Source organism: Aeromonas enteropelogenes, from assembly GCF_020097295.1.
GTDB lineage: Bacteria > Pseudomonadota > Gammaproteobacteria > Enterobacterales > Aeromonadaceae > Aeromonas > Aeromonas enteropelogenes.
The window spans coordinates 4,046,580-4,065,448 of sequence record NZ_CP083625.1 but is presented as its reverse complement, the minus strand read 5'-3'; the positions used below and the strand labels follow the sequence as shown (position 1 = coordinate 4,065,448).

The 18,869-nt window shown below is 59.9% G+C and carries 26 protein-coding genes; 6 read left to right on the top strand and 20 right to left on the bottom strand.

Going from position 1 to position 18,869, the window contains the following annotated elements:
* Nucleotides 1–5: 5 nt before the first annotated feature.
* From LA321_RS18750 to LA321_RS18660, 20 genes are all read right to left on the bottom strand, one after another.
* A complete protein-coding gene (locus LA321_RS18750) occupies nucleotides 6–1,454 on the bottom strand; it encodes a phage tail-collar fiber domain-containing protein (protein ID WP_224212229.1) in 1,449 nt (482 codons plus the stop codon).
* Nucleotides 1,451–2,053, bottom strand: a complete 603-nt coding sequence (locus tag LA321_RS18745) for a phage tail protein (RefSeq protein ID WP_042069834.1) — start codon at nucleotides 2,051–2,053, stop codon at nucleotides 1,451–1,453. The genes LA321_RS18750 and LA321_RS18745 overlap by 4 nt, the downstream gene beginning before the upstream one ends.
* A complete protein-coding gene (locus LA321_RS18740; protein WP_042069832.1) occupies nucleotides 2,046–3,233 on the bottom strand; it encodes a baseplate J/gp47 family protein in 1,188 nt (395 codons plus the stop codon). Before LA321_RS18740 ends, LA321_RS18745 begins: the two co-directional genes overlap by 8 nt.
* Complete coding sequence (locus tag LA321_RS18735; RefSeq protein ID WP_042069831.1) at nucleotides 3,230–3,553, bottom strand: DUF2590 family protein; 324 nt, start codon at nucleotides 3,551–3,553, stop codon at nucleotides 3,230–3,232. The genes LA321_RS18740 and LA321_RS18735 overlap by 4 nt, the downstream gene beginning before the upstream one ends.
* A complete protein-coding gene (locus tag LA321_RS18730) occupies nucleotides 3,553–5,325 on the bottom strand; it encodes a phage tail tape measure protein (protein ID WP_042069830.1) in 1,773 nt (590 codons plus the stop codon). The genes LA321_RS18735 and LA321_RS18730 overlap by 1 nt, the downstream gene beginning before the upstream one ends.
* A gap of 6 nt (nucleotides 5,326–5,331) precedes the next feature.
* Nucleotides 5,332–5,466, bottom strand: a complete 135-nt coding sequence (locus LA321_RS20300; RefSeq protein WP_395580052.1) for a DUF6890 family protein — start codon at nucleotides 5,464–5,466, stop codon at nucleotides 5,332–5,334.
* 50 nt (nucleotides 5,467–5,516) lie between these two features.
* Complete coding sequence (locus LA321_RS18725; protein WP_042069827.1) at nucleotides 5,517–5,780, bottom strand: putative phage tail assembly chaperone; 264 nt, start codon at nucleotides 5,778–5,780, stop codon at nucleotides 5,517–5,519.
* A complete protein-coding gene (lysC, locus tag LA321_RS18720) occupies nucleotides 5,780–5,971 on the bottom strand; it encodes an Rz1-like lysis system protein LysC (RefSeq protein ID WP_234703747.1) in 192 nt (63 codons plus the stop codon). Before lysC ends, LA321_RS18725 begins: the two co-directional genes overlap by 1 nt.
* Nucleotides 5,904–6,347, bottom strand: a complete 444-nt coding sequence (locus tag LA321_RS18715; protein WP_042069825.1) for a hypothetical protein — start codon at nucleotides 6,345–6,347, stop codon at nucleotides 5,904–5,906. The genes lysC and LA321_RS18715 overlap by 68 nt, the downstream gene beginning before the upstream one ends.
* Nucleotides 6,344–6,805 carry a glycoside hydrolase family 24 protein gene (locus tag LA321_RS18710; protein ID WP_042069824.1) on the bottom strand — a complete coding sequence of 154 codons (462 nt, stop codon included), beginning with the start codon at nucleotides 6,803–6,805 and terminating at the stop codon, nucleotides 6,344–6,346. The genes LA321_RS18715 and LA321_RS18710 overlap by 4 nt, the downstream gene beginning before the upstream one ends.
* Nucleotides 6,795–7,118, bottom strand: a complete 324-nt coding sequence (locus tag LA321_RS18705; protein ID WP_021229391.1) for a phage holin, lambda family — start codon at nucleotides 7,116–7,118, stop codon at nucleotides 6,795–6,797. The genes LA321_RS18710 and LA321_RS18705 overlap by 11 nt, the downstream gene beginning before the upstream one ends.
* Nucleotides 7,119–7,139: 21 nt before the next feature.
* On the bottom strand, nucleotides 7,140–7,349 hold the full coding sequence (locus LA321_RS18700) for a TraR/DksA family transcriptional regulator (RefSeq protein ID WP_042069822.1): 210 nt from the start codon (nucleotides 7,347–7,349) through the stop codon (nucleotides 7,140–7,142).
* Nucleotides 7,350–7,358: 9 nt separating this feature from the next.
* Entirely contained in the window at nucleotides 7,359–7,814 is a 456-nt protein-coding gene (locus LA321_RS18695) for a phage protein (protein ID WP_042069821.1), read from the bottom strand.
* Between the two features lie 3 nt (nucleotides 7,815–7,817).
* Nucleotides 7,818–8,942: a DUF2586 domain-containing protein gene (locus LA321_RS18690; RefSeq protein WP_042069819.1), complete on the bottom strand. Its 1,125-nt coding sequence runs from the start codon at nucleotides 8,940–8,942 to the stop codon at nucleotides 7,818–7,820.
* A 4-nt stretch (nucleotides 8,943–8,946) separates the two neighbouring features.
* Nucleotides 8,947–9,633: a phage virion morphogenesis protein gene (locus LA321_RS18685; protein ID WP_042069818.1), complete on the bottom strand. Its 687-nt coding sequence runs from the start codon at nucleotides 9,631–9,633 to the stop codon at nucleotides 8,947–8,949.
* Nucleotides 9,630–10,142, bottom strand: coding sequence for a phage tail protein (locus LA321_RS18680; protein WP_042069816.1), 513 nt, complete (start codon nucleotides 10,140–10,142; stop codon nucleotides 9,630–9,632). Before LA321_RS18680 ends, LA321_RS18685 begins: the two co-directional genes overlap by 4 nt.
* 8 nt (nucleotides 10,143–10,150) lie before the next feature.
* On the bottom strand, nucleotides 10,151–10,612 hold the full coding sequence (locus tag LA321_RS18675; protein ID WP_042069815.1) for a head completion/stabilization protein: 462 nt from the start codon (nucleotides 10,610–10,612) through the stop codon (nucleotides 10,151–10,153).
* 117 nt (nucleotides 10,613–10,729) lie between these two features.
* A complete protein-coding gene (locus LA321_RS18670) occupies nucleotides 10,730–11,455 on the bottom strand; it encodes a phage terminase small subunit (protein ID WP_042069814.1) in 726 nt (241 codons plus the stop codon).
* 3 nt (nucleotides 11,456–11,458) lie between these two features.
* Nucleotides 11,459–12,556, bottom strand: coding sequence for a phage major capsid protein, P2 family (locus LA321_RS18665; protein ID WP_042069813.1), 1,098 nt, complete (start codon nucleotides 12,554–12,556; stop codon nucleotides 11,459–11,461).
* Between the two features lie 9 nt (nucleotides 12,557–12,565).
* Entirely contained in the window at nucleotides 12,566–13,438 is an 873-nt protein-coding gene (locus LA321_RS18660; protein WP_042069812.1) for a GPO family capsid scaffolding protein, read from the bottom strand.
* A gap of 174 nt (nucleotides 13,439–13,612) precedes the next feature.
* Between LA321_RS18660 and LA321_RS18655 the strand changes: the two genes are divergently transcribed.
* From LA321_RS18655 to LA321_RS18630, 6 genes are all read left to right on the top strand, one after another.
* Complete coding sequence (locus LA321_RS18655) at nucleotides 13,613–15,430, top strand: terminase large subunit domain-containing protein (RefSeq protein WP_042069810.1); 1,818 nt, start codon at nucleotides 13,613–13,615, stop codon at nucleotides 15,428–15,430.
* Nucleotides 15,427–16,440 (top strand): phage portal protein, encoded by a 1,014-nt coding sequence (locus tag LA321_RS18650; RefSeq protein WP_042069808.1) that lies wholly within the window; start codon nucleotides 15,427–15,429, stop codon nucleotides 16,438–16,440. The genes LA321_RS18655 and LA321_RS18650 overlap by 4 nt, the downstream gene beginning before the upstream one ends.
* 58 nt (nucleotides 16,441–16,498) lie before the next feature.
* Nucleotides 16,499–16,750 (top strand): ogr/Delta-like zinc finger family protein, encoded by a 252-nt coding sequence (locus tag LA321_RS18645; RefSeq protein ID WP_042069805.1) that lies wholly within the window; start codon nucleotides 16,499–16,501, stop codon nucleotides 16,748–16,750.
* Nucleotides 16,751–17,240: 490 nt separating this feature from the next.
* On the top strand, nucleotides 17,241–17,534 hold the full coding sequence (locus LA321_RS18640) for a hypothetical protein (protein WP_156140864.1): 294 nt from the start codon (nucleotides 17,241–17,243) through the stop codon (nucleotides 17,532–17,534).
* A 37-nt stretch (nucleotides 17,535–17,571) separates the two neighbouring features.
* Entirely contained in the window at nucleotides 17,572–17,877 is a 306-nt protein-coding gene (locus tag LA321_RS18635) for a hypothetical protein (protein ID WP_156140862.1), read from the top strand.
* A 58-nt stretch (nucleotides 17,878–17,935) separates the two neighbouring features.
* The gene (locus tag LA321_RS18630; protein WP_156140860.1) at nucleotides 17,936–18,649 is read left to right on the top strand and encodes a hypothetical protein; all 714 of its coding nucleotides are present in this window, start codon (nucleotides 17,936–17,938) and stop codon (nucleotides 18,647–18,649) included.
* Nucleotides 18,650–18,869 lie beyond the last annotated feature (220 nt).

Below are 18,869 nucleotides of genomic sequence, written 5' to 3'. Positions count from 1 at the left end.
ACTCCTTAAGCGACACGGATCCAGGTAGTGATCTGCGGTTCGACATAGCCACTGTTGGCAAAGGCTTGTCCTTGGCACTGCCAGGTGCCGGGTAATGTGCCGCCTGCCGATGCAGAGGCGCTCGATATGAGTAGATTTGAGCCCGCAACACGAGCGCCGGGAGAACAAGCTGCAGCGCCCTTTCTGCGTGCAAGTACCACAGCCCCTACTGCATTCCAGGCACCAGCAATGACATCTTGATTACCTTGGGCTGCGGTGTGGTTGTGTGCACTCGGTGGCATAGTGGCCGGTTTGCCGCTCACTTCGCTCCAAGCGGGCCAGCGGGTAGCCGTGGCGGGCGCCCCGCTCACTTGCGACCAGGGATGGGTATGCGCTGCTGGCGGCATGGTGGTGGGCTTGCCGGTGACCTCCGCCCAGGAGGGCCAGCGAGTGGCCGTGTCGGGGACATCGGTCACTTCTACCCAGCTGGGCCAACGGCTGGCGGTGGCGGGCACCTGGTCGAGATCGCCCCAGTTGTGGCGGTGGCAGCCGTCCTTGATCTCCACCGCGATGGTGACGCCTTTGGCATCCTCCAGAATGCCTTTGCCAGCGACATCGCCGGTCAGCTCGATGGTGCGTTTGCGACGCACGTCTGTCACACTGCCGTCGGCATTGACGATGGCCACCTTGGCCACATGGTGCTGATAGCCGTTGCTGTCCAGGTAATCCACCATGTCCGGCACGCTCAAGGTGAGGGTGAAGTGGTTCACCCAGGCATCGAGCAGGGAGCCTGCCCGGTAGATATCGAGCCAGAGCCCTTCAGGCTTGGCACCCGGCATCACCTTCTTGACCTCGTTCAGTTCCGCACGCAGGCCGCCGACATAGGCCACCCCGGGCTGCACCTTGTAGACCCCTGATTCGTTGACCAGCTTGAAGCCATCCCCGTAGAAGGTGGCCGGCCCGAAGAACTGCAGCGCCTGCAGGCGCAGGTCATCGTCCATTCCGCGCAGGCGGGCGGCATAGTCAATCTGCCAGGTGCTTGCATCCACATGGGTGGCGGTCGCCTCCGCGGCGCGGTCGTACTCCATCAGCATGGATTTCACCAGGCTGTTGCCGGTCTGGCCGGCCACCTCATCGGTCTTGAGCTTGGTCTCCATGCCCTTGTGCACAATCATCCCCACCATGCCGCTGGCCTTGTTGATGAGGTACATGGCGTTAAAGCTGAAATCACCGACCGTGGTGTCCATCACGATGGTGTAGGCCACCGCATCGTTGTTGATGCGCCCTCGCTGATCCACCCCATGGCGATGCACAATCTGGCCCGCCGGTGGCAGGCCGCTGTCCGGGTTGATGGGGGCGGCAGGATCGAGATCCGGCACATTGGCCAGCACGAACTCATCGAGCACCACCGGCACTTGTGTTGCGAGGCACTCCTGCCAGTAGCGGGAGAAGGCGTTGGTAATGATTTGGCTCATGGGTTCCTCTTAAGCGTCGCGCCAAACACCTGCTGGCTCATGTCGATGCAACCAAAGCACAAGGTACTGGCGACCGGATAAACCACCTGAAAGCGATAGCGGCGGCAGGTGCGGCCATAGTGTTGAATGAGGGTTTCCATCAGTTGCTGGTTGGCGGCGAGGGCGCTGTCGGTCACCTCGATGGTGATGACATCCCAGGGCGCCCCCTCTTGCCGTTCGTGGATATCGCACCAGCCGATGCCCAGGCGCTCGAAGATGCGCTTAAAGCCCGCCACCTCGCCAGCATCCCTGGCATTCACAAAAGCGAACTTGACCCGTTTGCGGAACAGCGCCAGCGGCTCGCCATTAAAGCGGCTGATGTCCCGCTCCCAGGCAAGCAGCGCTAGCAATGACTCCGAGCAGGTGAGCGGGTCTTGCTGGGCCAGTGGCAGCAACAACCACCCCTTGAGCCGTTGCCAGAAGGCGTTGATGCCCTTGGCCAGAAACCCGGGCTCGGCGTGGGCCGGGCTGATGGTGTAGCCATCCTCCCACCAGGGGGCGCTGGCATCGGGAAGCCGCGGCGCCTGCTGGTTGTGTTCAAGCGGGGTCTGATTAGTCATGTAAGGTCACCTCCAGCGTGTTCAGGCGCGGGATAGCCAGACCCGAGACGATGTCATCTTGCGCAAACTTGAGGCTTTGCAGCTGCGGGAATTGGCTGTGCAGCTCGCGGGCCAGTTGCGAGAGGGAGAAGCGCGAGCGCGGCCAGGTACGGGTGACGCTTGGAAAATCTGCCGATTGGCGAAACGCCGCTTTGACCAGGGACTCGGCGCCTTGCTTGAGGGCTGCTTTCTGCTCATCGGTGAGGTTGGCCACCGGCCACAATTCCAGTGTGAGGCTGTGCTGGGTCTCCGGCATCGCCATCACGAACAGATCATCGCCGTGGCCATGGTTGCCCTGGCGGCCCACGTAGTCGTTGAGCTGGCTGATAAGGCTTGCCGGTGTGGCACCCACCTCCAGCAGGATGTAGGCGTTGGCGGTACCGGGGCCCCGCGGCGCTTCATGCTCGAAGAAGATGTGATCGGCACGAATGCCAGCGACGCTCGCCAGCATCGAGCGGTAGATGGCGTCGATGTGATAGCGGCCCACCGCCGAGAACTGGTTCTGAATGCGCAGCCCCAGCGCGTCATTGCTCTCGGCATCGGCGCCCTGGGTGGTGATCCACTCCTTGTCATCGTTGCGGGCCGACAAAATGCCGGTGACCGGTTCGCTCAGCAGGTTGTAATAGCCCGGGGCCAGATTCCAGGCCGCGCCTGCGAACTCGGCCTCGCACACCACGCGGGCCACCGCTTCACCGGCCGGGCTCACCACCGCTTGCAGGGGCCTCATCCGGTAGATGGTGCCGTTGATGCGCTCGGTGCTGACCCAGATATCGGCCGGGATGGTGACCGCTTCGCCAGGACTCACTTTGACGAAGTTGATCACCCCGCGGGTCTTCTGGGCGCCCTTGCGGGTCAAGTCCACATCCCACGCCTTGAGGTCGAGATAGGCATCGGTGGCGGTGGCGGCAAAGGTGTTGGGCAGCACATGGCCGGCCAAGAGGGTGCGGATAAGCCAGAGCGCCGGGGTGATCACCACGCCGCGCACCAGCCGCCAGAAGGGGCTCACATCGCTGTCATTGGTGATGAGGGAGCCGGCGGCCTCGACCTCTTTCTTGAGCTCGGCCTCCATGGCCTGCTCGGTGGTCGGCACGCCGGTCTCGGCCAGCAGGGCCATAAAATCCACGGTAGGGCGCAGGTTCACAGGGTTACCTCCAGATCGCCAAATTCATAGGTGCGGGCGGTGACCAGCACCCGCTCGGGGGCCTCCTCCCGGATCACGATGGTGCCGGGCACCAGTCGTTCGTCGTTTTCAACCAACAGCTCGATCTCGGTCATCACATCGGCGCGCAAAGTAGGGCTGCGCTCGCCAATCAGCTTGCGGGCCAGCCCCGACTCCATGATCCGGTGCTTGATGTCCTGGCCGATGCTGTGGCGGTCCCGGGTGTAGCGCGGCTGACCGCCGGCATCCAGCTGCCAGGCGCCGTTGACCACCAGAATGTCGATGTACTTGGGGTCGCTCATTACGGTGTCTCCAGCCAGGCGTTCTCGGCCAGCTGCTCTGGCGTCATCGGGTTCTGGTTGTGCATGTGCACTTCCCCGATACTCAGGTACTTGGGCGGCTTCTGGTTGGCAGTGGTCGCGGCCGCGTTGGCCTGGATCAGCTGCTGGCCCAGCCCGCCAGCCGGTACCCGGCTTTGGCTACCCTGGCTAAAGCGGGCGAGGGGCGCGTTGATGTTCTCCTGATTGGGCAAGTTGAGATCCGGCATGCTGCCCATCTCGATATTGACGCCCGGGATCATGTTCAGCTTCTCGACCAGCCAATCCACCGCCTGTCCGAGCAGCTTGAACACGCTCCAGTCGGCCATGCTCTTTTTCAGGTCGTCCCAGTAGTAGATGGCCGCCGCCACGGCACCGATCAGCAGCACGATGCCCGCCACGATCAGGCCCACAGGGTTGGCATACATGGCGATGTTGACCGCCAGCAGGATGGCGCGAAAGGTCGCCATCCCCGCATTGAGCAGGGCGAGCGGGGCGGTGATGATGGACCAGGCGATACCAAGGCCCAGGGTGGCCAGCTTGGCCAAGCCGGCGATCAGCATCCAGGTACCGGTGACCATGCTCAACCCCACGATGGCGAGCAGGGCATAGCTGATGACCTTGGTCAGGTTCGGGAAAAGATGCGTCCAGCGCAGCACCTCGTTGGCGCCATCGGCAAAGACGCTCATCACGGCGTTGATGGCGGGCAGCACCACCCCGAAGGCAGCGGCGCGGATGGCAAACCAGGCTTGCTCGACCCGCTGCCACTGGTCGGTCATGGCGGCGGCCATCTGCTCGGCCTTGCCCATGCCGTGGGTGTTGGCCAGCGCGTTGATGTTGGTGGCGAGCCCCTTGGTGTTGGTCATCAAGAGCTTTACCATGCTGACCGCTTCATCCGAGCCGAATGCCTTCTTGAGCTCGTCCCCTTCGGCCACGCTCAGGGTGTCGCCATAGCGCGCCTTGAGTTTGTCCAGTACGGTGAGCACCGGCAGCATGTTGCCCGCGGCATCGGTGAACTGGATGCCGAGCGCCTTCTGGGCATTGCCGACGCCCGCCAAGAAGGCTTTGAATTTGGTACCCGCTTCGCCGCCGCTCATGGTGGCTTGCAGCTGGCCGAGCACGGCGAACTGTTCATCCATCGAGATCCCGGCAGCGGTGGCGTTGGCCCCGATCGCCCCGAAGGCATCAGCCATGCCCTGGCCGGTGGTCTTGAACATCTGCACTGCGGTGGCGGTTTTTCCTGCCAAGTCTTCCACCCAGTTGGCCTTGCCCATCATCTTGGCTTGCTGCTCGAAGATGCCGTACATGGTGCCCATGTAGTTGGTGATGGTGGCGGTATCGGCCTTGGTGGCCTTGGCCAGGGTGGTGGAGGCGCGGGTGAAGGCGGGCAACTCGTTACCCTCCAGCCCGGCAATGGCCGACTGGATATCGTAGGAGGAGCGGACAATCTCGGTCGCCGACTCCCCGTACTTGATAGAGAGCTTCAATGCCTCACGCCCCAGCGCCCCGAGCACATCCTTTTGCACATCAAGCGAAGCCACCTCGCCCAGCGCCCGATCCATCTCGATGGCGGGGCCCAGGGCAGACTGGATCGCCATGCCGCCGGCGGCCACCGTGGTGGCCCCCATTGCCATGCTGCTCCAGCCCTGGCGGCCAGCCTTGCTGACCTTGTCCATCTGGGCATTGATACCAGCAAGGGGCTTGGTGACTTGATCCACCAGAGCCACCTGCATCATCAATTTTTCCATCCAGGCCATAGGTCGTTATCCGTTGAATGCGTTGGCGATGCCCTCGGCCACCGCGGTGGCGTGGGACTCCCGGGCGTGTCGGTCTAACCAGAGGGCGCGGGCCAGGCTGTCGATATCGTCATCATCATGGGGCAGGTAGTGGCGCCGCAGCGCCAGTGCCTGCTCCAGGTGATTGCGCTCGATGGCCTCGGCGCGCCCAGTCAGTTTTTTACGGTGATCTCCAGTGTCGGGGCGAACTGCTCGTTGATGGCGCCTGCCAGCTGCAGTGCAGCGCCCGGACGTTTGAGCAGCTCATCGAGCGCCTCTTTGCTTTCCTGGCAGACGATCTTTTTCAGGTAGTTGTGGGCCGGCGCCACCTTGTCGCTCGGCATCATGTCGTTGATAAAGCCGTTGTAGGCCACCATGGTGGGGGCGAATTTCAGCTCTTTACCGGCTACTTCCAGGGTGATAATCGGTGTTGCCATTAGTTGGTTTCCTCTTGTTCAATCCAGTTGTTCAGGGTGTCGAGTTGGGTTTGGCAGCGGCGCAAGGCCGTCTGCAGGGTGGGGATAAACCGCACGGCATCGCCGTAGGTGTTCCCCGTAAAATCAGGCTCCGGGCAGTGGGGCACCAGCCCTGGCGGCGGTAGCCGCTTGACTACCCGCGTTTGCATCACCGTTGTGGGTTGGCTGGAGCAGGCGCAGAGCGCCAGCAGGCAGAGGCTCGCGAGCGCAGTCCGGGCGGCCCGCCGGTGGCGTGGCCAGCGCTTGTTGCAGTTCATCGGCGGTCTTCCTCTGTTGTTGGTCGAGCTCGGCCAGAGCGGCGTTCTGGGTGCCCAGCAATTTGCGCAGCCCGGCGGCATCGCGCTGCAGTGTTGCCAACTGGCTGGCCTGCTGCTCGTTGGTCTGCTGCAGGGTGTGGATGGTCTCGTTGGCGGTGGCGAGCGCCTTGCCCCGGCTCTCCAGCATCCGGCTGCCAAGAAACAGGGCGGCGCCCATCGCCAGCACCAGGACCAGCAGCACATTGGAAAGCAGTGCCTTGAAGGTGCTCATGCCAGCACCCCGCCGAACTCGGTGAATTTGGCCAGCAGGTCGGCCAGTTGGTGCTCGCGCTGCCCGTAGCCGGCGCCCGGCAGGCTGGCCCAGATGTTGGCGCACTTAGGCACAGCCTCGCGGATACGCCCCTTGAGCACATCGTCCAGTGCCTTGCGCTCGCGAATAAGCTGGATGGCCCAGGCATCTTGCGACTCGGGGCCAAAGTCCGGCAGACCGAGCTGGTCGCGGTAGTGGGCCCAGTGCTTTGACAGGAACTGATAGCGGCCAGCCGCGGTGCTGCTCAGGGTCTTGTTGACCTGCACCAGCACGTTCGGGTGGGTGGCGTAGCTCTCAAAGAACCCCGCCGGATTAACCAGCTTGTTGTACCCGTCATCGCCTCGCCCCTTGGTGCCTTCGGCATAGGCGAGCATGTCGAGAAAGGCAGCCACTTGCGGGTGGCAGTGACTACGCGGCATCGTTGTTCCCCCTTTTGTTCAGCACGGTCTTGGCCTTTTCGCGGATGATGTCCACTCCGAGCAGTCCCACCACGCCCCCGATAAAGGGGGCGGCCTCGTAAGGAACGCCGAGCAGGGTGGTGCCCGACGCCGCGGCCAGGGTGATGAGGCCGCACAGGGTGGATTCGATCAGACGGCGGCGCCCGCTGCCGCCGTCATAGGTGATGCGCATGAAGGAGATGCTCAGCGCCAGCAATGCCCCGGACACGGCGGGCCAGTTGTCCATCAGCCAGGCCATCAGGGCGGCCCAGAGGGTGGGGTCTTTGTTCGGCATAGGGTTCATATCCCGTTCTCGTTATTGCCCGCGTCGCTCGGCGCGGCTCTGGCAGGGGACACACAGCCGCACCCCCGGCACATGTTGACGGCGTGCTGCCGGGATGGGGTCGCCACACTCTTCGCACTGGTGCCGGCTCTCCCCTTGGTAGCGCCCTTTGCCCACCTGGTTGGCCAGATGCACGGCCAGCATCCGGGCGGCGTGGCTGTTTGCGCGGTCGATATCGTCCACCTGGCCCCCTTACCCTTTGAGATGGCGGGTGTCGTCATCCGAGAGGTACGGCACGCCATTGATGTGAACGAAGTCGGGAGAGGTGACGATGCCCTTGAGCTTGTGCACCCCCTTGCTGCCCCCCTTGGGGTCGATGTCGAGCAGGTCGGCGATCTGCAGCTTCACGCCGAAGGCCTCCACCTTCATGGTTTCGTCGCCGGTGTCGGCGTAGAACAGCACATCGTCCGGTTTCATCCCGCGCCAGCTGCCGGACCGTTTGGCGGCATCGCTCAGCAGCTTGAAGTTCTTGGCATCGAGCTCGAACTCGCACTCGGCCGATACCTCGCCATCCACATAGCCGTCAGGGATGCCGCGGGTTTGCGCCACGGCACTGCTGTCGGTGATGGAGAGGCTGGCCTTCTCGACGTGCACCATGATCCCCATCAGGGTGGTGTCGAAGCTCTGGCCTGAAATGCGTCTGGTCATGGGTTAGCCCTCCCCATTGGTGAGGCTCAAATCGAGCATGATGTTGATGGTGATCCCCTTGGGGCAGTCCACGGTGCGGATCACCACGTAGATGGAAACGTGGTTTTTGTCGGTCCACTGGATAGCGATATCGCCATCTCGGGGGGAGGTGATTTCGCCCGGGAACGGCTGGCCGTTGATGGTGGTGGTCCTGGCCATCTCGCGCAGGTCTTTGCCAAAGTAGAGAATGGCGGCGGCGGTGCTGCCTGGAGTGGAGTTGAACGAGCGATCGCCGATACGGGCAATGGCGCGTACCCGCATCCGGCGCGCCACCTTGTAGGCCACCCGCAGGTTTTCGATCACCTGGTAGTCACCGCCCTCAGCGTCCAGGGTGCGGCCATCGGCCCAATAGATGCCGTCATAGTCCGGGTACCACATCGGTACCGAGAAACGGTTCTGCTCCAGGGTCTGCAGGGTCGCCAGCGGCAGCTCAATCCCGTCCTTGTCTTTGGGCTTGTTGCCAAGGCCGACCAGGGCACCGGTTTTCACCCGGCACGGGGTATCGGCAATGCTCACCGCCCGGTTGCACAGGCGGCCGGCATAGGCGCCAGCGAGGTTGGGCCACAGCTGCGGCAGCAGGGTGACGGATTCGGCCTTGATGCCATCTTGCAGGGTGACCAGTGCCGCCTCGTAGTCGCTCCAGCTCTGGCCATCCGGCTCGGCGGCATTGATCCCCGCGACCGCCAGCAGCATGAACTGCCAGCGACCCCACTTGGCGATCAGCTCCTGGTTCAGCGCATGGGCGGCGTTGATTTTTGCCTCGTCCCACTCCTGACCCAGCACCACCACCCCTTCAAAGGATTGGGTCTTCTGGGCCGCGCGCACCGCCTCTTGCCAGTCCATGTCGGTGGGCAGCACGAAGGCGGCCGCCGTCCAGTTCTGGCCGGCGTTGGCCATGGCGGCCAGCAGGTTGGTTTTGAGCTCGCTGGCGGGCTCGCCCAGCAGCTTGTCAAAATCGCTCTGGGTATTGAGGGAGAGCAGCTTGCCGGTATTGCTTGGCGCCGTGCCGACAAACAGCAGGTGGCGCTCGACCTCGGTCACGGGCCCCTGCATCTGGTTCAAGTTGTTGATCTGTACATAAGGCCACATGGCGTTATTTCCCCTTCATCTCTTGCTTGTTGACGTCCCAGCCGTAGTCGATGCTCTGCAGGGCGCGGGCAAAGGCTTGCTCTCGTTGTTTGGCGTTGGCGCCGAGGAACGGGCGGGCAGGGAGCTCAATTTCCCAGCGCGCTTTTACCGGTTCATCCTTGAGCTTCCTGATGAGCAATCCCGCCTGGGCGTAGTTGAGATTGCCGGTGATCCAGCCAAGCGAGGCCGAGCGGTATGACCCCTTGCGCGCCCCCGGGCGCTTGAATCCGAGCTCGCGCAGCTTACGGGCCTGCGCCTTGGTGGCGGGTTTGAGCTTGCTGCCCTCGCTTCTGGTAATGCGGCGCCGGCTGGCCGCGGTCACCTGATAGGTGTGTCCCTTCTGGTGGGTGTTGGCGATGACCCCGGCGTGGGCGTTCATCGTCCCCCGTTTGAACCCGAGCTCGGCCACGTCATGGCTTGGGGCATGGATCTCCAAGAGCTTGGGCAGGCCGCGCAGCATCTTGCGTTTGCCCCGCTTGCGCGGCGCCCAAGGCTGACCGTTGGGATCCTGCTGCTGGCGCACATGACGGGCCGCCAGTTTTTTAAGCTCGGCAGCGGCGCGCCACACCAGGCGCTTGCGCTTCTGGGGCGGTAGGGCCAGCAGGTTGAGCTGGTCCTGGCTGCGGCGGGCGTCCAGGGTGATGGTGATCATGCCGGGCCTCCCACCTGGTGATGGCCGGTGTCACCGACGTTCATGTCGATGTGGTCGGCCACCCAGATCTCATAGGGCGCCACCTGCCAACGCTTGCCGAGCCAGTTGATAGGGCCGCTCGGGTGCTCGATAAGGCGCAGCGGCTCGGTAAAGGCGAGCTGGATCTCGAGATCGGCACTCTTCTCATCGTTCGGGGTCACCGCGTATTCCGGGTCGGCCAGCTCGAACTGCTCGCGGAAGGTGTCGTGCTCCTGCACCCAGGCGGCAACGGCGGCCAGCAGGATGGCCGGATCCAGCTCACGAAAGGGCAGTTGCTCAACGATGAACACCGCCTGATAGGTGAGCCAGGCCACGTCTACGCCGGTCGGGCCCATGTTGCGGGATTCGAGGCGGATCGTTCCGTTCTCCATCCAGCTGTCGAGGGACTTGCGGCACTTGGCCGGCAGCACCCGGGTCAGCTCGGCGTGGAGGGCGTGCAGGAAATAGCCCTGGGCTTGCTGTTCATTCATCTCTTTACTCATATCAACGAGACCCCCGCCCGATGTTTGCCCTTGATGCTGCGCACCAGTTGCTGACTCTCTGCCAGCAGTTGGGCCCGTTGCTCAGATGCGCGCTCGGCTAGGTTGTTGGCGGCCGGCCGCTCGGTGACGCTGGCGAACTCCGGCAAGAGGGCCGCCTTGGCGCGGGCGAACACCGCGGCCAGATACTGCTCGGTTAGCGCATTGGTGCCACCCTCAAGGCTTGGCCCCGGCACCTCGGCGGCGCTGGCATAGCCCTCGGCCATCAGCGCGGCCTGGCGCATCGCCAGCTGCAGGTTGATTTCCGAGATGGCCGCTAAAAGCGCGGCGCCGGTGGTCTGTTGGTCGAGGTCGGCAGGCAGGGCGCGGCGGCGCTCAAAATCGGCCACGGCCACATCGGGCCAAAACCCGTCATTGCGGATGGTGGCGGCGCTGTAATCAATCTCCTTGCCTGCAAACATCACTGACCTCGTCTGAAAAAAGGGCTCCCCTGTAGCCACGGATCGCAGGATTCGGCGCGGGCCTTGCGGCTGGCCTATCCTCCCCGCCGGGGAGCGACGGCGCGGAGAGTCGGTTGGTTATTCGGGATTGAGCACCCGCAGGCGCATGGCAATCTTCTGGCGCAGGGTGCCGACGCCCACCTTGCTGTGCAGCTTTTCGGCCTGGGCTAGCCAATGGTCGGCCTGCTCCAAAGTGGCGCAGTCCCCCACGGCGCTCGGACGCGGCTGGCCGTCCTGGTCACGTAGCAGCTGGCAACCCGCCGCCTTGAACCACTTGGCGGTGAGCCGCTCGTTAAGGCGCCAGTCGCCCCGCACCTTGTCGAACACCCGGGAAAACCAGGGCTCGACGGCGTGGCCTTCGGCGGCGTTCTTCTCGGCCCACTCCAGCACGGTGTCGGCCACGAAGGTGGCCCAGTCGCGCTTGAAGTTGTTCGGGGTGCGCTGTCCCTGCTTGATGGCGAGCTCTGCCCAGGCGATCCCGGTGTCGAAATCGCCCACATCGAAGGCCCAGACGGTGAGCAGCTGAAACAGCTCGTTCTGATAGGGCTGGCCGGACTCGGCGACGCTAGCCAGATAGCGCTCCACATAGGGGCGGTATTTGGGCATCAGCTCGCTACGCTTCATGTTCACCCGGTCCCCAATGCGGGCCAGCTTGCGCAGGCGCGCGATGTCCTGTTCCAGGGCAATCATCTGCAGGTGCAAGCTGTCCGCCACCGCGCCGGTGGCCATGCCCGTGCAGGCGGCCTGCGTGGCCCCCTGCATGGCTTGTACCCGTTGTTTGTGGCGTTGACCCGGTGAGCTCATGGCTTAGCCTTGCTGCTCTGCAGCATCTTTGTTCTTGGCTGCTGCCTCAGCCGCTGCCGCAACCACTGCCGGATCGGCACCAATCTCGATGTCGGCCTCTTCAAAGCCGCCATAGGCCAGGTATTCGCCGATGGCATAGCCTTCCATCCGCCAGTACTGGTTATCGAAGCACTTCTTGTCCTGGTTATCCTCGGCCTTGCGCTTGCGGGTGCCGCGCTGGGTGTAGATGTGCAGGTTGTCCAGGGTGGTCACTACCATCCGCTTGCCCGGGAAGAAGGGCGGGATGTAGGCCTTGCGCCCGGCGATGGACTCGGCCAGCTTCTGGGCGGCGATCTGCTCGGTCGGTTTGGTCGCTTCGCTGTAGAGCTTGGCCTGAGCCGAGGCCACCAGATCGGTGCCGACCAGCACGACCAGGCGCGGGTCTTGGCGGAACAGCGGATCGATGGTGGTGTTGATAAGGTCGGAGGCCATCTCGTCCAGGGTCTTGTAGTTCCCCTGGCCGTTCGGGTCGAAGTAGATCTTTTGGCCTTCATCGGCCTTGATGATCTGGCTGCCGTCGTTCCACTCGCGAGCCAGCTGGTGCCAGCCTTTGTTGACGTCTTCACCCAGCGGATGGGCGGTCGGGTCGGTGTCGTCGGCCGCTTCCACGCCGTTCCAGCCGACGCGCAGCATGTCCAGGGCAAACGCCTTGTTGATGAAATCGCCCACCAGGCGCAGGAACTCGCCCTCGCTGCCCGCATTGGCCCAGACGCACAGGGTCGCCCAGTCGAGCGAGGCACAGGAATCAGTCTCGTTCAGATCGTAGGTGTTGCCGGCGACGCCGATCTTGCCGTTAAAGCGGCCATCCTTCTTGCGGCCGGTAAACAGCTTGCCGATGCCCACTTGCACCACCTGACCTTTGATCTGGTCTACGTCGAGGCAAGTGATAAGGCCCAGGAACTCGACGGAGGCGAGCAGCGCGGCGCGCAGGCCGGTTTCCACCGGACCGGTGACGCTGAACTGCTTGGCCAGTGCGTTGACGGGAATGCCGTAGGCCTTGGCCAGGGCGTTGCTGTATTGCTCCAGGCGCTGCATGGCCTGGACGGTAAGGGTCTGGCTCACGGTCGCTCCTTAATAGACTGCGGGGGTATCGTCACCGCCGAGGGCGTCCGGGCGCTGGCCCGGCTTCTCGACAGAGAACTGGTCGATCTTGCTGTTCAGTTCGCCGAACTTGTCGGTCAGGCTGGCCAGGGTCTGTTCCAGCTTGCTGAACTGCTCGGTGGTGATGCCGGGTTGCTCGTCCACCTTGGTGGGCTCGGTGACCGATTGGGTGGTGTCGTCGGTGGCCGGTTTGGCTTCCAGCTTGGCGCTGAAGGCATCGATCTTGGTGCCAAGGCCGTTAAGGGCCCCCAGCATCTGATCGAACTGTTCTGGTTTCATTTCCTCATCCTCGGGTTGGCTGGGGGGAGTCGTGGGCGCTTGCTCGCCATGGCTGGCCAGGAAGCTGAAAAACTTGGCGATCAGGCCATCGGCCTTCTCGTGCTTGGGTAGCTTGAACATGGAGAGGTCCAGCGGCTCGCTGGTGCCAACGGCCTGTCCCTTGTTGCTGTTGCTGAACTTGAGATGGGTGGTCCCGGTGCTGGCGGGCTCGTCGGTGACACCGAGGCCCAGCAGGTAGGTACGCCCCAGATCGGCGAAGTTCTCGAAGGGTTCGATGGAGCAGAACTGGTACTGGCCGTTCTGGTTGTAGTAGATGAGATCGCGATTCGGGCAGAGGATAGCGAACAGCTTGAGCTTGCCGTCCACCTCTTCGGTCTTGAGCGCCTGCACCGTGCCATAGCTGGACCAGCGATCGTGCTCCGGCCAGATGACGGCGGTGTAATAGGTCGGATCGTAGGTCTCGGCCATGTCGGTGAGCCAGTCGCGGGTAATATCCCGCCCGTCCACCGCTTTTCCTTCGGTGGCGATACAGACCCAGCCAGTTCTCAAGGTTGATTCGTTCATGCCTGCTCCCAATAGATGCGGGGTCAGGCTATCGGGTCGGCAAGGGGGTTTCATCCAGTTGTGTTCGTGGCGATTCGGATCCAGCGGAATATCCGAATTGCCTGGAACATCAGTGAGATAAGGAAGGAGAGGGGCTGGCTATGATGGCGCCATCATTCACCTGATGGAGGCGCCGTGGCGTATCCCGAAGAGATCCGCAATGCCGCGCGGGGACTTTACCTTAAACGATGGACACCCCAGGAGATCAAGGACGAACTGGGGCTCAACTCCTGCCGTGTGGTCTACTTCTGGGCCGAGAAGTACGGCTGGCGTGACCTGCTGACCGAAGAGGCGGTTGAGGATGCCATTGCCCGCCGGGTGCAGTCGCTGCTCGGGCGAGAGAAGAAGACCAGCGCCGAGCTGGACGAACTGGACCGGCTTATCGGCCACCATGTCAGCCTCAAAGAGAAGGCTATCAAGTGGGCCGAACGCCAGCAGGCCCTCAAGGCCCAACGTGAAGCCGGAGAGGAACCCGCTCCACCGCGAACCCCACGCGGACGCGGTGGCCAGGATGGCGGCCGCAAGGGCAAGGGCGGCAAGAAGGGCAAGAACGAGGTCAGCCACCTGACGGAGGCAGACTTTGCCGAGTGGCTGGGTACCCTGTTTGGCTATCAACTGCGCTGCCGAGAGGCCAAGAACGACCCGGCGTTGCCGCGCACCCGCAACATCCTCAAGTCTCGCCAGATCGGCATGACCTACTACTTCGCCGGCGAGGCGCTGGAGGATGCCATTCTTACCGGCGGCAACCAGATATTCCTGTCCGCCACCCGCGCCCAGGCGGAGGTGTTTCGCTCCTATATCTGCAAGATTGCCCAGACTTTCCTGGGCGTCACCCTGACCGGCAATCCCATTGTGCTGTCGAACGGCGCTGAGCTGCACTTCTGCTCGACCAACTCCAACAGCGCCCAGTCCCGCTCCGGCAACGTCTACATCGATGAGTATTTCTGGATCCCCAACTTCGAGAAGCTCTCGGATGTGGCCAGCGCCATGGCGACCCAATCGCGCTGGCGCAAGACCTACTTCTCGACCCCATCAAGCAAGGTGCATGAGGCGTACCGGTTCTGGACCGGGGATCGCTGGAAGGGGCAACGCCCGAGCCGGGTAGCCATCGACTTCCCGGGTGAAGATGACCTGCGCGACGGCGGCCGCGTTTGCCCGGATCGGCAGTGGCGCTACGTCATCACCATCGAGGATGCCATTCGCCTTGGCTGCAACCTCATTGACATCGAGGAGCTGAAAGACGAGTACCCGGAGGAGGTGTTCGACAGGCTCTACATGTGCCGCTTTATCGACGATGCCCTGTCGGTGTTCAAGTTCCAGGACATGGAGCGGGCCGGGGTAGACCCCAGCCGCTGGGAGGATTACAAGCCCGGGCGGCCTGATCCGTTTGGCCGGCGCGAGGTGTGGATGGGTTACGACCCGAGCCGCACCCGTGACAACGCCACCCTGGTGGTGGTTGCCCCGCCCATGGTCGCCGGCGAGCGCTTTCGGGTGCTGGAGAAGCACTACTGGCGCGGGCTCAACTTTCAGTTCCAGGCGCAGGAGATCGAGCGCATCGCCAAGAAGTTTCGGGTCACCTATCTCGGGGTCGATGTCTCCGGCATCGGTGCCGGGGTCTATGACCTCTTGAAGCCCACCTTCAAAGGGGTGTGCCACCCCATCAACTACAGCATCGAGAGCAAATCGCGGCTGGTACTCAAGATGATCGACGTGGTGGAGGCCAACCGCATCGAGTGGGACAGCGCAGATCGGGATATACCGCTGGCGTTCCTCGCCATCAAGCGCAGCACCACCGGCGGCGGCCAGATGACGTTTCGGGCCGCCCGCGACAACGTGACCGGCCACGCCGACGTCTTTTTTGCCATTGCCCACGCCGTGGCCAACGAGCCGCTCGATACCACCCGCAAACGTAAATCCACCTGGGCAACCAGCCAGGAGAGAAAGGCAGCATGACCAAGCGACACACATCCCAACCGGCCCGGGCGGCCACCCCAGCAAAGAGCGCGGTGGCGTTCAGCATGCCGGAGGCCATCGACCCCACAGCCTGGATGACCGATTACACCGGGGTGTTCTACAACCCCTACGACGAGTATTACCAGCCGCCCATCGAGCGCAAAGGGCTGGCCAAAGTGGTGCGGGCCAATGCCCACCACGGGGCCATCCTGATGGCGCGCCGCAATATGGTGGCGGGACGCTTTACCAACCAGCGCACCACGGTCACCGCCTTTGCCCACAACTACCTGCAGTTCGGGGATGCGGGGCTGCTTAAACTGCGCAACGGGTTTAACCAGGTGGTGGGGTTGCTGCCGCTTTCCAGTGTCTACCTGCGCCGGCGCGAGGATGGCTGCTTTGTCTATCTGCAGCAGGGCAAGCCGAACCTGATTTACCGGCCGGAGGACATCATCTGGCTGGCCCAGTACGATCCCGAGCAGCAGATCTACGGCATGCCCGACTACCTGGGCGGCCTGCAGTCGGCGCTGCTTAACCAGGATGCCACCCTGTTTCGGCGCAAATACTTCCTCAACGGCGCCCACATGGGCTTCATCTTCTACGCCACCGACCCGAACATGGACGATGACACCGAGGAGGAGATGAAGGAGATGATTGCGAGCAGCAAGGGGGTGGGGAACTTCCGCTCGATGTTTGTGAACATCCCGGACGGCAAGCCTGATGGCATCAAGTTGATCCCGGTAGGGGATATCGCCACCAAGGACGAGTTCACGGCTATCAAGGGGATCACCGCTCAGGATGTACTGACTTCTCACCGTTTCCCGGCTGCGCTGGCCGGTATCATTCCGACCAATGGCGGGGGAGGGCTCGGGGATCCCGAGAAGTACGATGCCACCTATGCCCGCAACGAGGTGCTGCCGCTGTGTGAGCTTATCCAGGATGCCATCAACAGCGCGGGACTCCCTCGCTCCCTCTGGGTCGATTTTCGGGAGAATATCGGTTCAACTGTATAAACAAACAGTGTCCGCTGTGGCAAGATAGGCTGTTGATTTGGATAGAAAAGGGGGCGTAATGCGGGTTTATTGCAAAGTGTGTGGCCAGCGAGGCCGCATTACCAAGACTAACCGACTGAGCGATGAGGTATCGGATCTCTACTGCCAGTGTACCGATGCCGAGTGTGGCCATAGCTGGGTGGCCACCTTGTCGTTCGCCCACACCTTAAGCCCCTCGGCCAAAACCACCAACCAGCTGGTGTTGAGCTTGATGGGGTCACTGACGCCAGAGGGGCGGCAGATGGTATTGAAAGGACTAGGGGCGCAATAGTGCCCCTGGTTTTCTGGATATTGCATTCAGAAGCTGTCATAGACACAATTTAAATTGCCATAGGTTCTCCCTTCTTAGTGCCCCCTGCTTTGCTGACCTACGTCAAAAAAATAACTAAAAAACGGGCCTGTTAGTATGTTTTACTCACTAATCAAGTCCGCGTTTGATAGCCTATTCATCCGAGCCCCCTATTACTCCAAAAGTTACCGAGGTGTTGCTGATGGTTGTATCTTCCTTCAATTTTATTAAAAGCAGCTTCTTGGAACCTAGAACCCTGTGTGATGGTTATGCCTTTTCTATAGGTTGTATAATAAATGAAACTGTTGAATAGATAGACTCTATATATTGGAAGGCTAGTTATTCTTGGTTTCTTTTGGGGGTTAAAAGAACGTAATGTTTTTTAGTCTTAAAAGTTTCAGTAATATATGTGCGTCATTTTTGAGTGTTAGATGACTCATAAAGATAAATTTATATGATGGTGGGATGAAACATGAAATATGCAATCGAACTTGGGTTTAGTACAATTAATAATTATGCTGTAATTAGTGACTATGTCCCTGGACAATCTATGCAACATGCAGGTATCAAAAATGGTGATTCAGTGCTCCTAAGGTTTGAGGATGTATGGATAAGCGTTATCTCTGTTTCGCAAGTAAGCCACGGTGTTTTTCAAGGTAAAATAGATGGTTTTGAACCAATAGGTGTTTCTTTTAAAACATTGAGTTTGGGCGATGATATCTCATTTAATGAGACACATGTGTTTGTTTGTGTAAGAAAACCGTAAGCTTTACTATTGGTTTCACTGTGGTTAGGAACAGTAAATGGATTACGTATTAATAGGAACGGTTATACTTTTAGTTGGAGCCAGCGTCGTGTCTATTAAACGACATATAAATCGCTGTATTGAAATGGTAATGACAAATCAAAGGTTGGTAGAAAAAAACTTAATTGGAGAAAATGAAAAGCTGAAAGAGCAAATTGATATGCAAACTGAAGAGCTATTTATTATGATGAGATACGTTAAAGTCTATAAAGACATGGAAGGCTATAGAGACTTCAGAGAGCATTTAAAAAATGCAATGTTTATAAATGGTACGGATATTTATGGGGATAAAAAGTCATATTAAACATATTCTAGAAATCTTCGGTAATATGTGATTTTTAGTTGTTAACATGATTTTGAGTGTGATGATTCTGCTTGTGCAGAGATATGGTGATAAACAAATGAATAAATCGGTCGTTGATGAATATTTGGTTGATTTGTATTTAAGGCTGAATGGATACATTACAACAGGGTTGATTATTCACACCCCAATATGGGGGCAAACATCTACAGATATAGATAAAATCGCGATAAAATATCCTCATCACAACCAACAAGACAGACAAGTAGCATCATCAGAATTCATGGTTTCTTCTGCTGCTAAAATTGACGTGATATTCTGTGAAATAAAAAACCAACCAGACAAGCTAAAGTTTAATAAACCAATAAAAACAGATCCTAATGTTTTAATTTCATCATTGAGTTGGCTAGGGATGATTCCTCCTGATGAAATAGATGGGTTAGCGCAAGAATTAATAGTCATGTTCCAAGATGATACCAATAGTGCTATCGCAAAAAAAGGATTCTCTTGGGGAGAGTATAATTTTAGAGCATTACTTTGTTGTCCTAATTTACACAATGATACTTTCTCATGGGCGTTAAGCTCGGGGGAGATCTTTTCTTTTATTTCTAAATGTTTAAATCCTCATGAGCGCAGAGACACTTGTTCAACGAGATACAATTTCAATCAATGGGGCTATGTTACAGCTGATATAGTCAGATATTTCAAAGAAAATGACGATCCTAACATTGATGGACTATACGATGAACTACTCAAAAAATTAGAGTTAGAATAGCATTAATTTGGTGCGAGCATATTATCAAGCTCCATAAATTAATGGTTGCCAACTAGCCCCCTGATGTTTTGCCGCAGGCAGGGTAATAGATTTAAGAAGGGGGCATTATTTTTGATAACTTGTCTTACATCGGAGACAGTAAGTGAGCGTCTTGTTGAGTTCATTCGTCGACCAAACTTCAAGAGCCTCAAGATTTAGAGAGCAAACCTTGTAGTACCCC

Excerpts from the sequence above, each read along its gene's own strand:
- LA321_RS18750 (WP_224212229.1), bottom strand. The coding sequence starts at position 1,454 with ATGAGCCAAATCATTACCAACGCCTTCTCCCGCTACTGGCAGGAGTGC.
- LA321_RS18745 (WP_042069834.1), bottom strand. The coding sequence starts at position 2,053 with ATGACTAATCAGACCCCGCTTGAACACAACCAGCAGGCGCCGCGGCTT.
- LA321_RS18735 (WP_042069831.1), bottom strand. The coding sequence starts at position 3,553 with ATGAGCGACCCCAAGTACATCGACATTCTGGTGGTCAACGGCGCCTGG.
- LA321_RS18730 (WP_042069830.1), bottom strand. The coding sequence starts at position 5,325 with ATGGCCTGGATGGAAAAATTGATGATGCAGGTGGCTCTGGTGGATCAA.
- LA321_RS18725 (WP_042069827.1), bottom strand. The coding sequence starts at position 5,780 with ATGGCAACACCGATTATCACCCTGGAAGTAGCCGGTAAAGAGCTGAAA.
- LA321_RS18715 (WP_042069825.1), bottom strand. The coding sequence starts at position 6,347 with ATGAGCACCTTCAAGGCACTGCTTTCCAATGTGCTGCTGGTCCTGGTG.
- LA321_RS18710 (WP_042069824.1), bottom strand. The coding sequence starts at position 6,805 with ATGCCGCGTAGTCACTGCCACCCGCAAGTGGCTGCCTTTCTCGACATG.
- LA321_RS18705 (WP_021229391.1), bottom strand. The coding sequence starts at position 7,118 with ATGCCGAACAAAGACCCCACCCTCTGGGCCGCCCTGATGGCCTGGCTG.
- LA321_RS18695 (WP_042069821.1), bottom strand. The coding sequence starts at position 7,814 with ATGACCAGACGCATTTCAGGCCAGAGCTTCGACACCACCCTGATGGGG.
- LA321_RS18690 (WP_042069819.1), bottom strand. The coding sequence starts at position 8,942 with ATGTGGCCTTATGTACAGATCAACAACTTGAACCAGATGCAGGGGCCC.
- LA321_RS18685 (WP_042069818.1), bottom strand. The coding sequence starts at position 9,633 with ATGATCACCATCACCCTGGACGCCCGCCGCAGCCAGGACCAGCTCAAC.
- LA321_RS18680 (WP_042069816.1), bottom strand. The coding sequence starts at position 10,142 with ATGAATGAACAGCAAGCCCAGGGCTATTTCCTGCACGCCCTCCACGCC.
- LA321_RS18675 (WP_042069815.1), bottom strand. The coding sequence starts at position 10,612 with ATGTTTGCAGGCAAGGAGATTGATTACAGCGCCGCCACCATCCGCAAT.
- LA321_RS18670 (WP_042069814.1), bottom strand. The coding sequence starts at position 11,455 with ATGAGCTCACCGGGTCAACGCCACAAACAACGGGTACAAGCCATGCAG.
- LA321_RS18660 (WP_042069812.1), bottom strand. The coding sequence starts at position 13,438 with ATGAACGAATCAACCTTGAGAACTGGCTGGGTCTGTATCGCCACCGAA.
- LA321_RS18650 (WP_042069808.1), top strand. The coding sequence starts at position 15,427 with ATGACCAAGCGACACACATCCCAACCGGCCCGGGCGGCCACCCCAGCA.
- LA321_RS18645 (WP_042069805.1), top strand. The coding sequence starts at position 16,499 with ATGCGGGTTTATTGCAAAGTGTGTGGCCAGCGAGGCCGCATTACCAAG.
- LA321_RS18640 (WP_156140864.1), top strand. The coding sequence starts at position 17,241 with ATGAAATATGCAATCGAACTTGGGTTTAGTACAATTAATAATTATGCT.
- LA321_RS18635 (WP_156140862.1), top strand. The coding sequence starts at position 17,572 with ATGGATTACGTATTAATAGGAACGGTTATACTTTTAGTTGGAGCCAGC.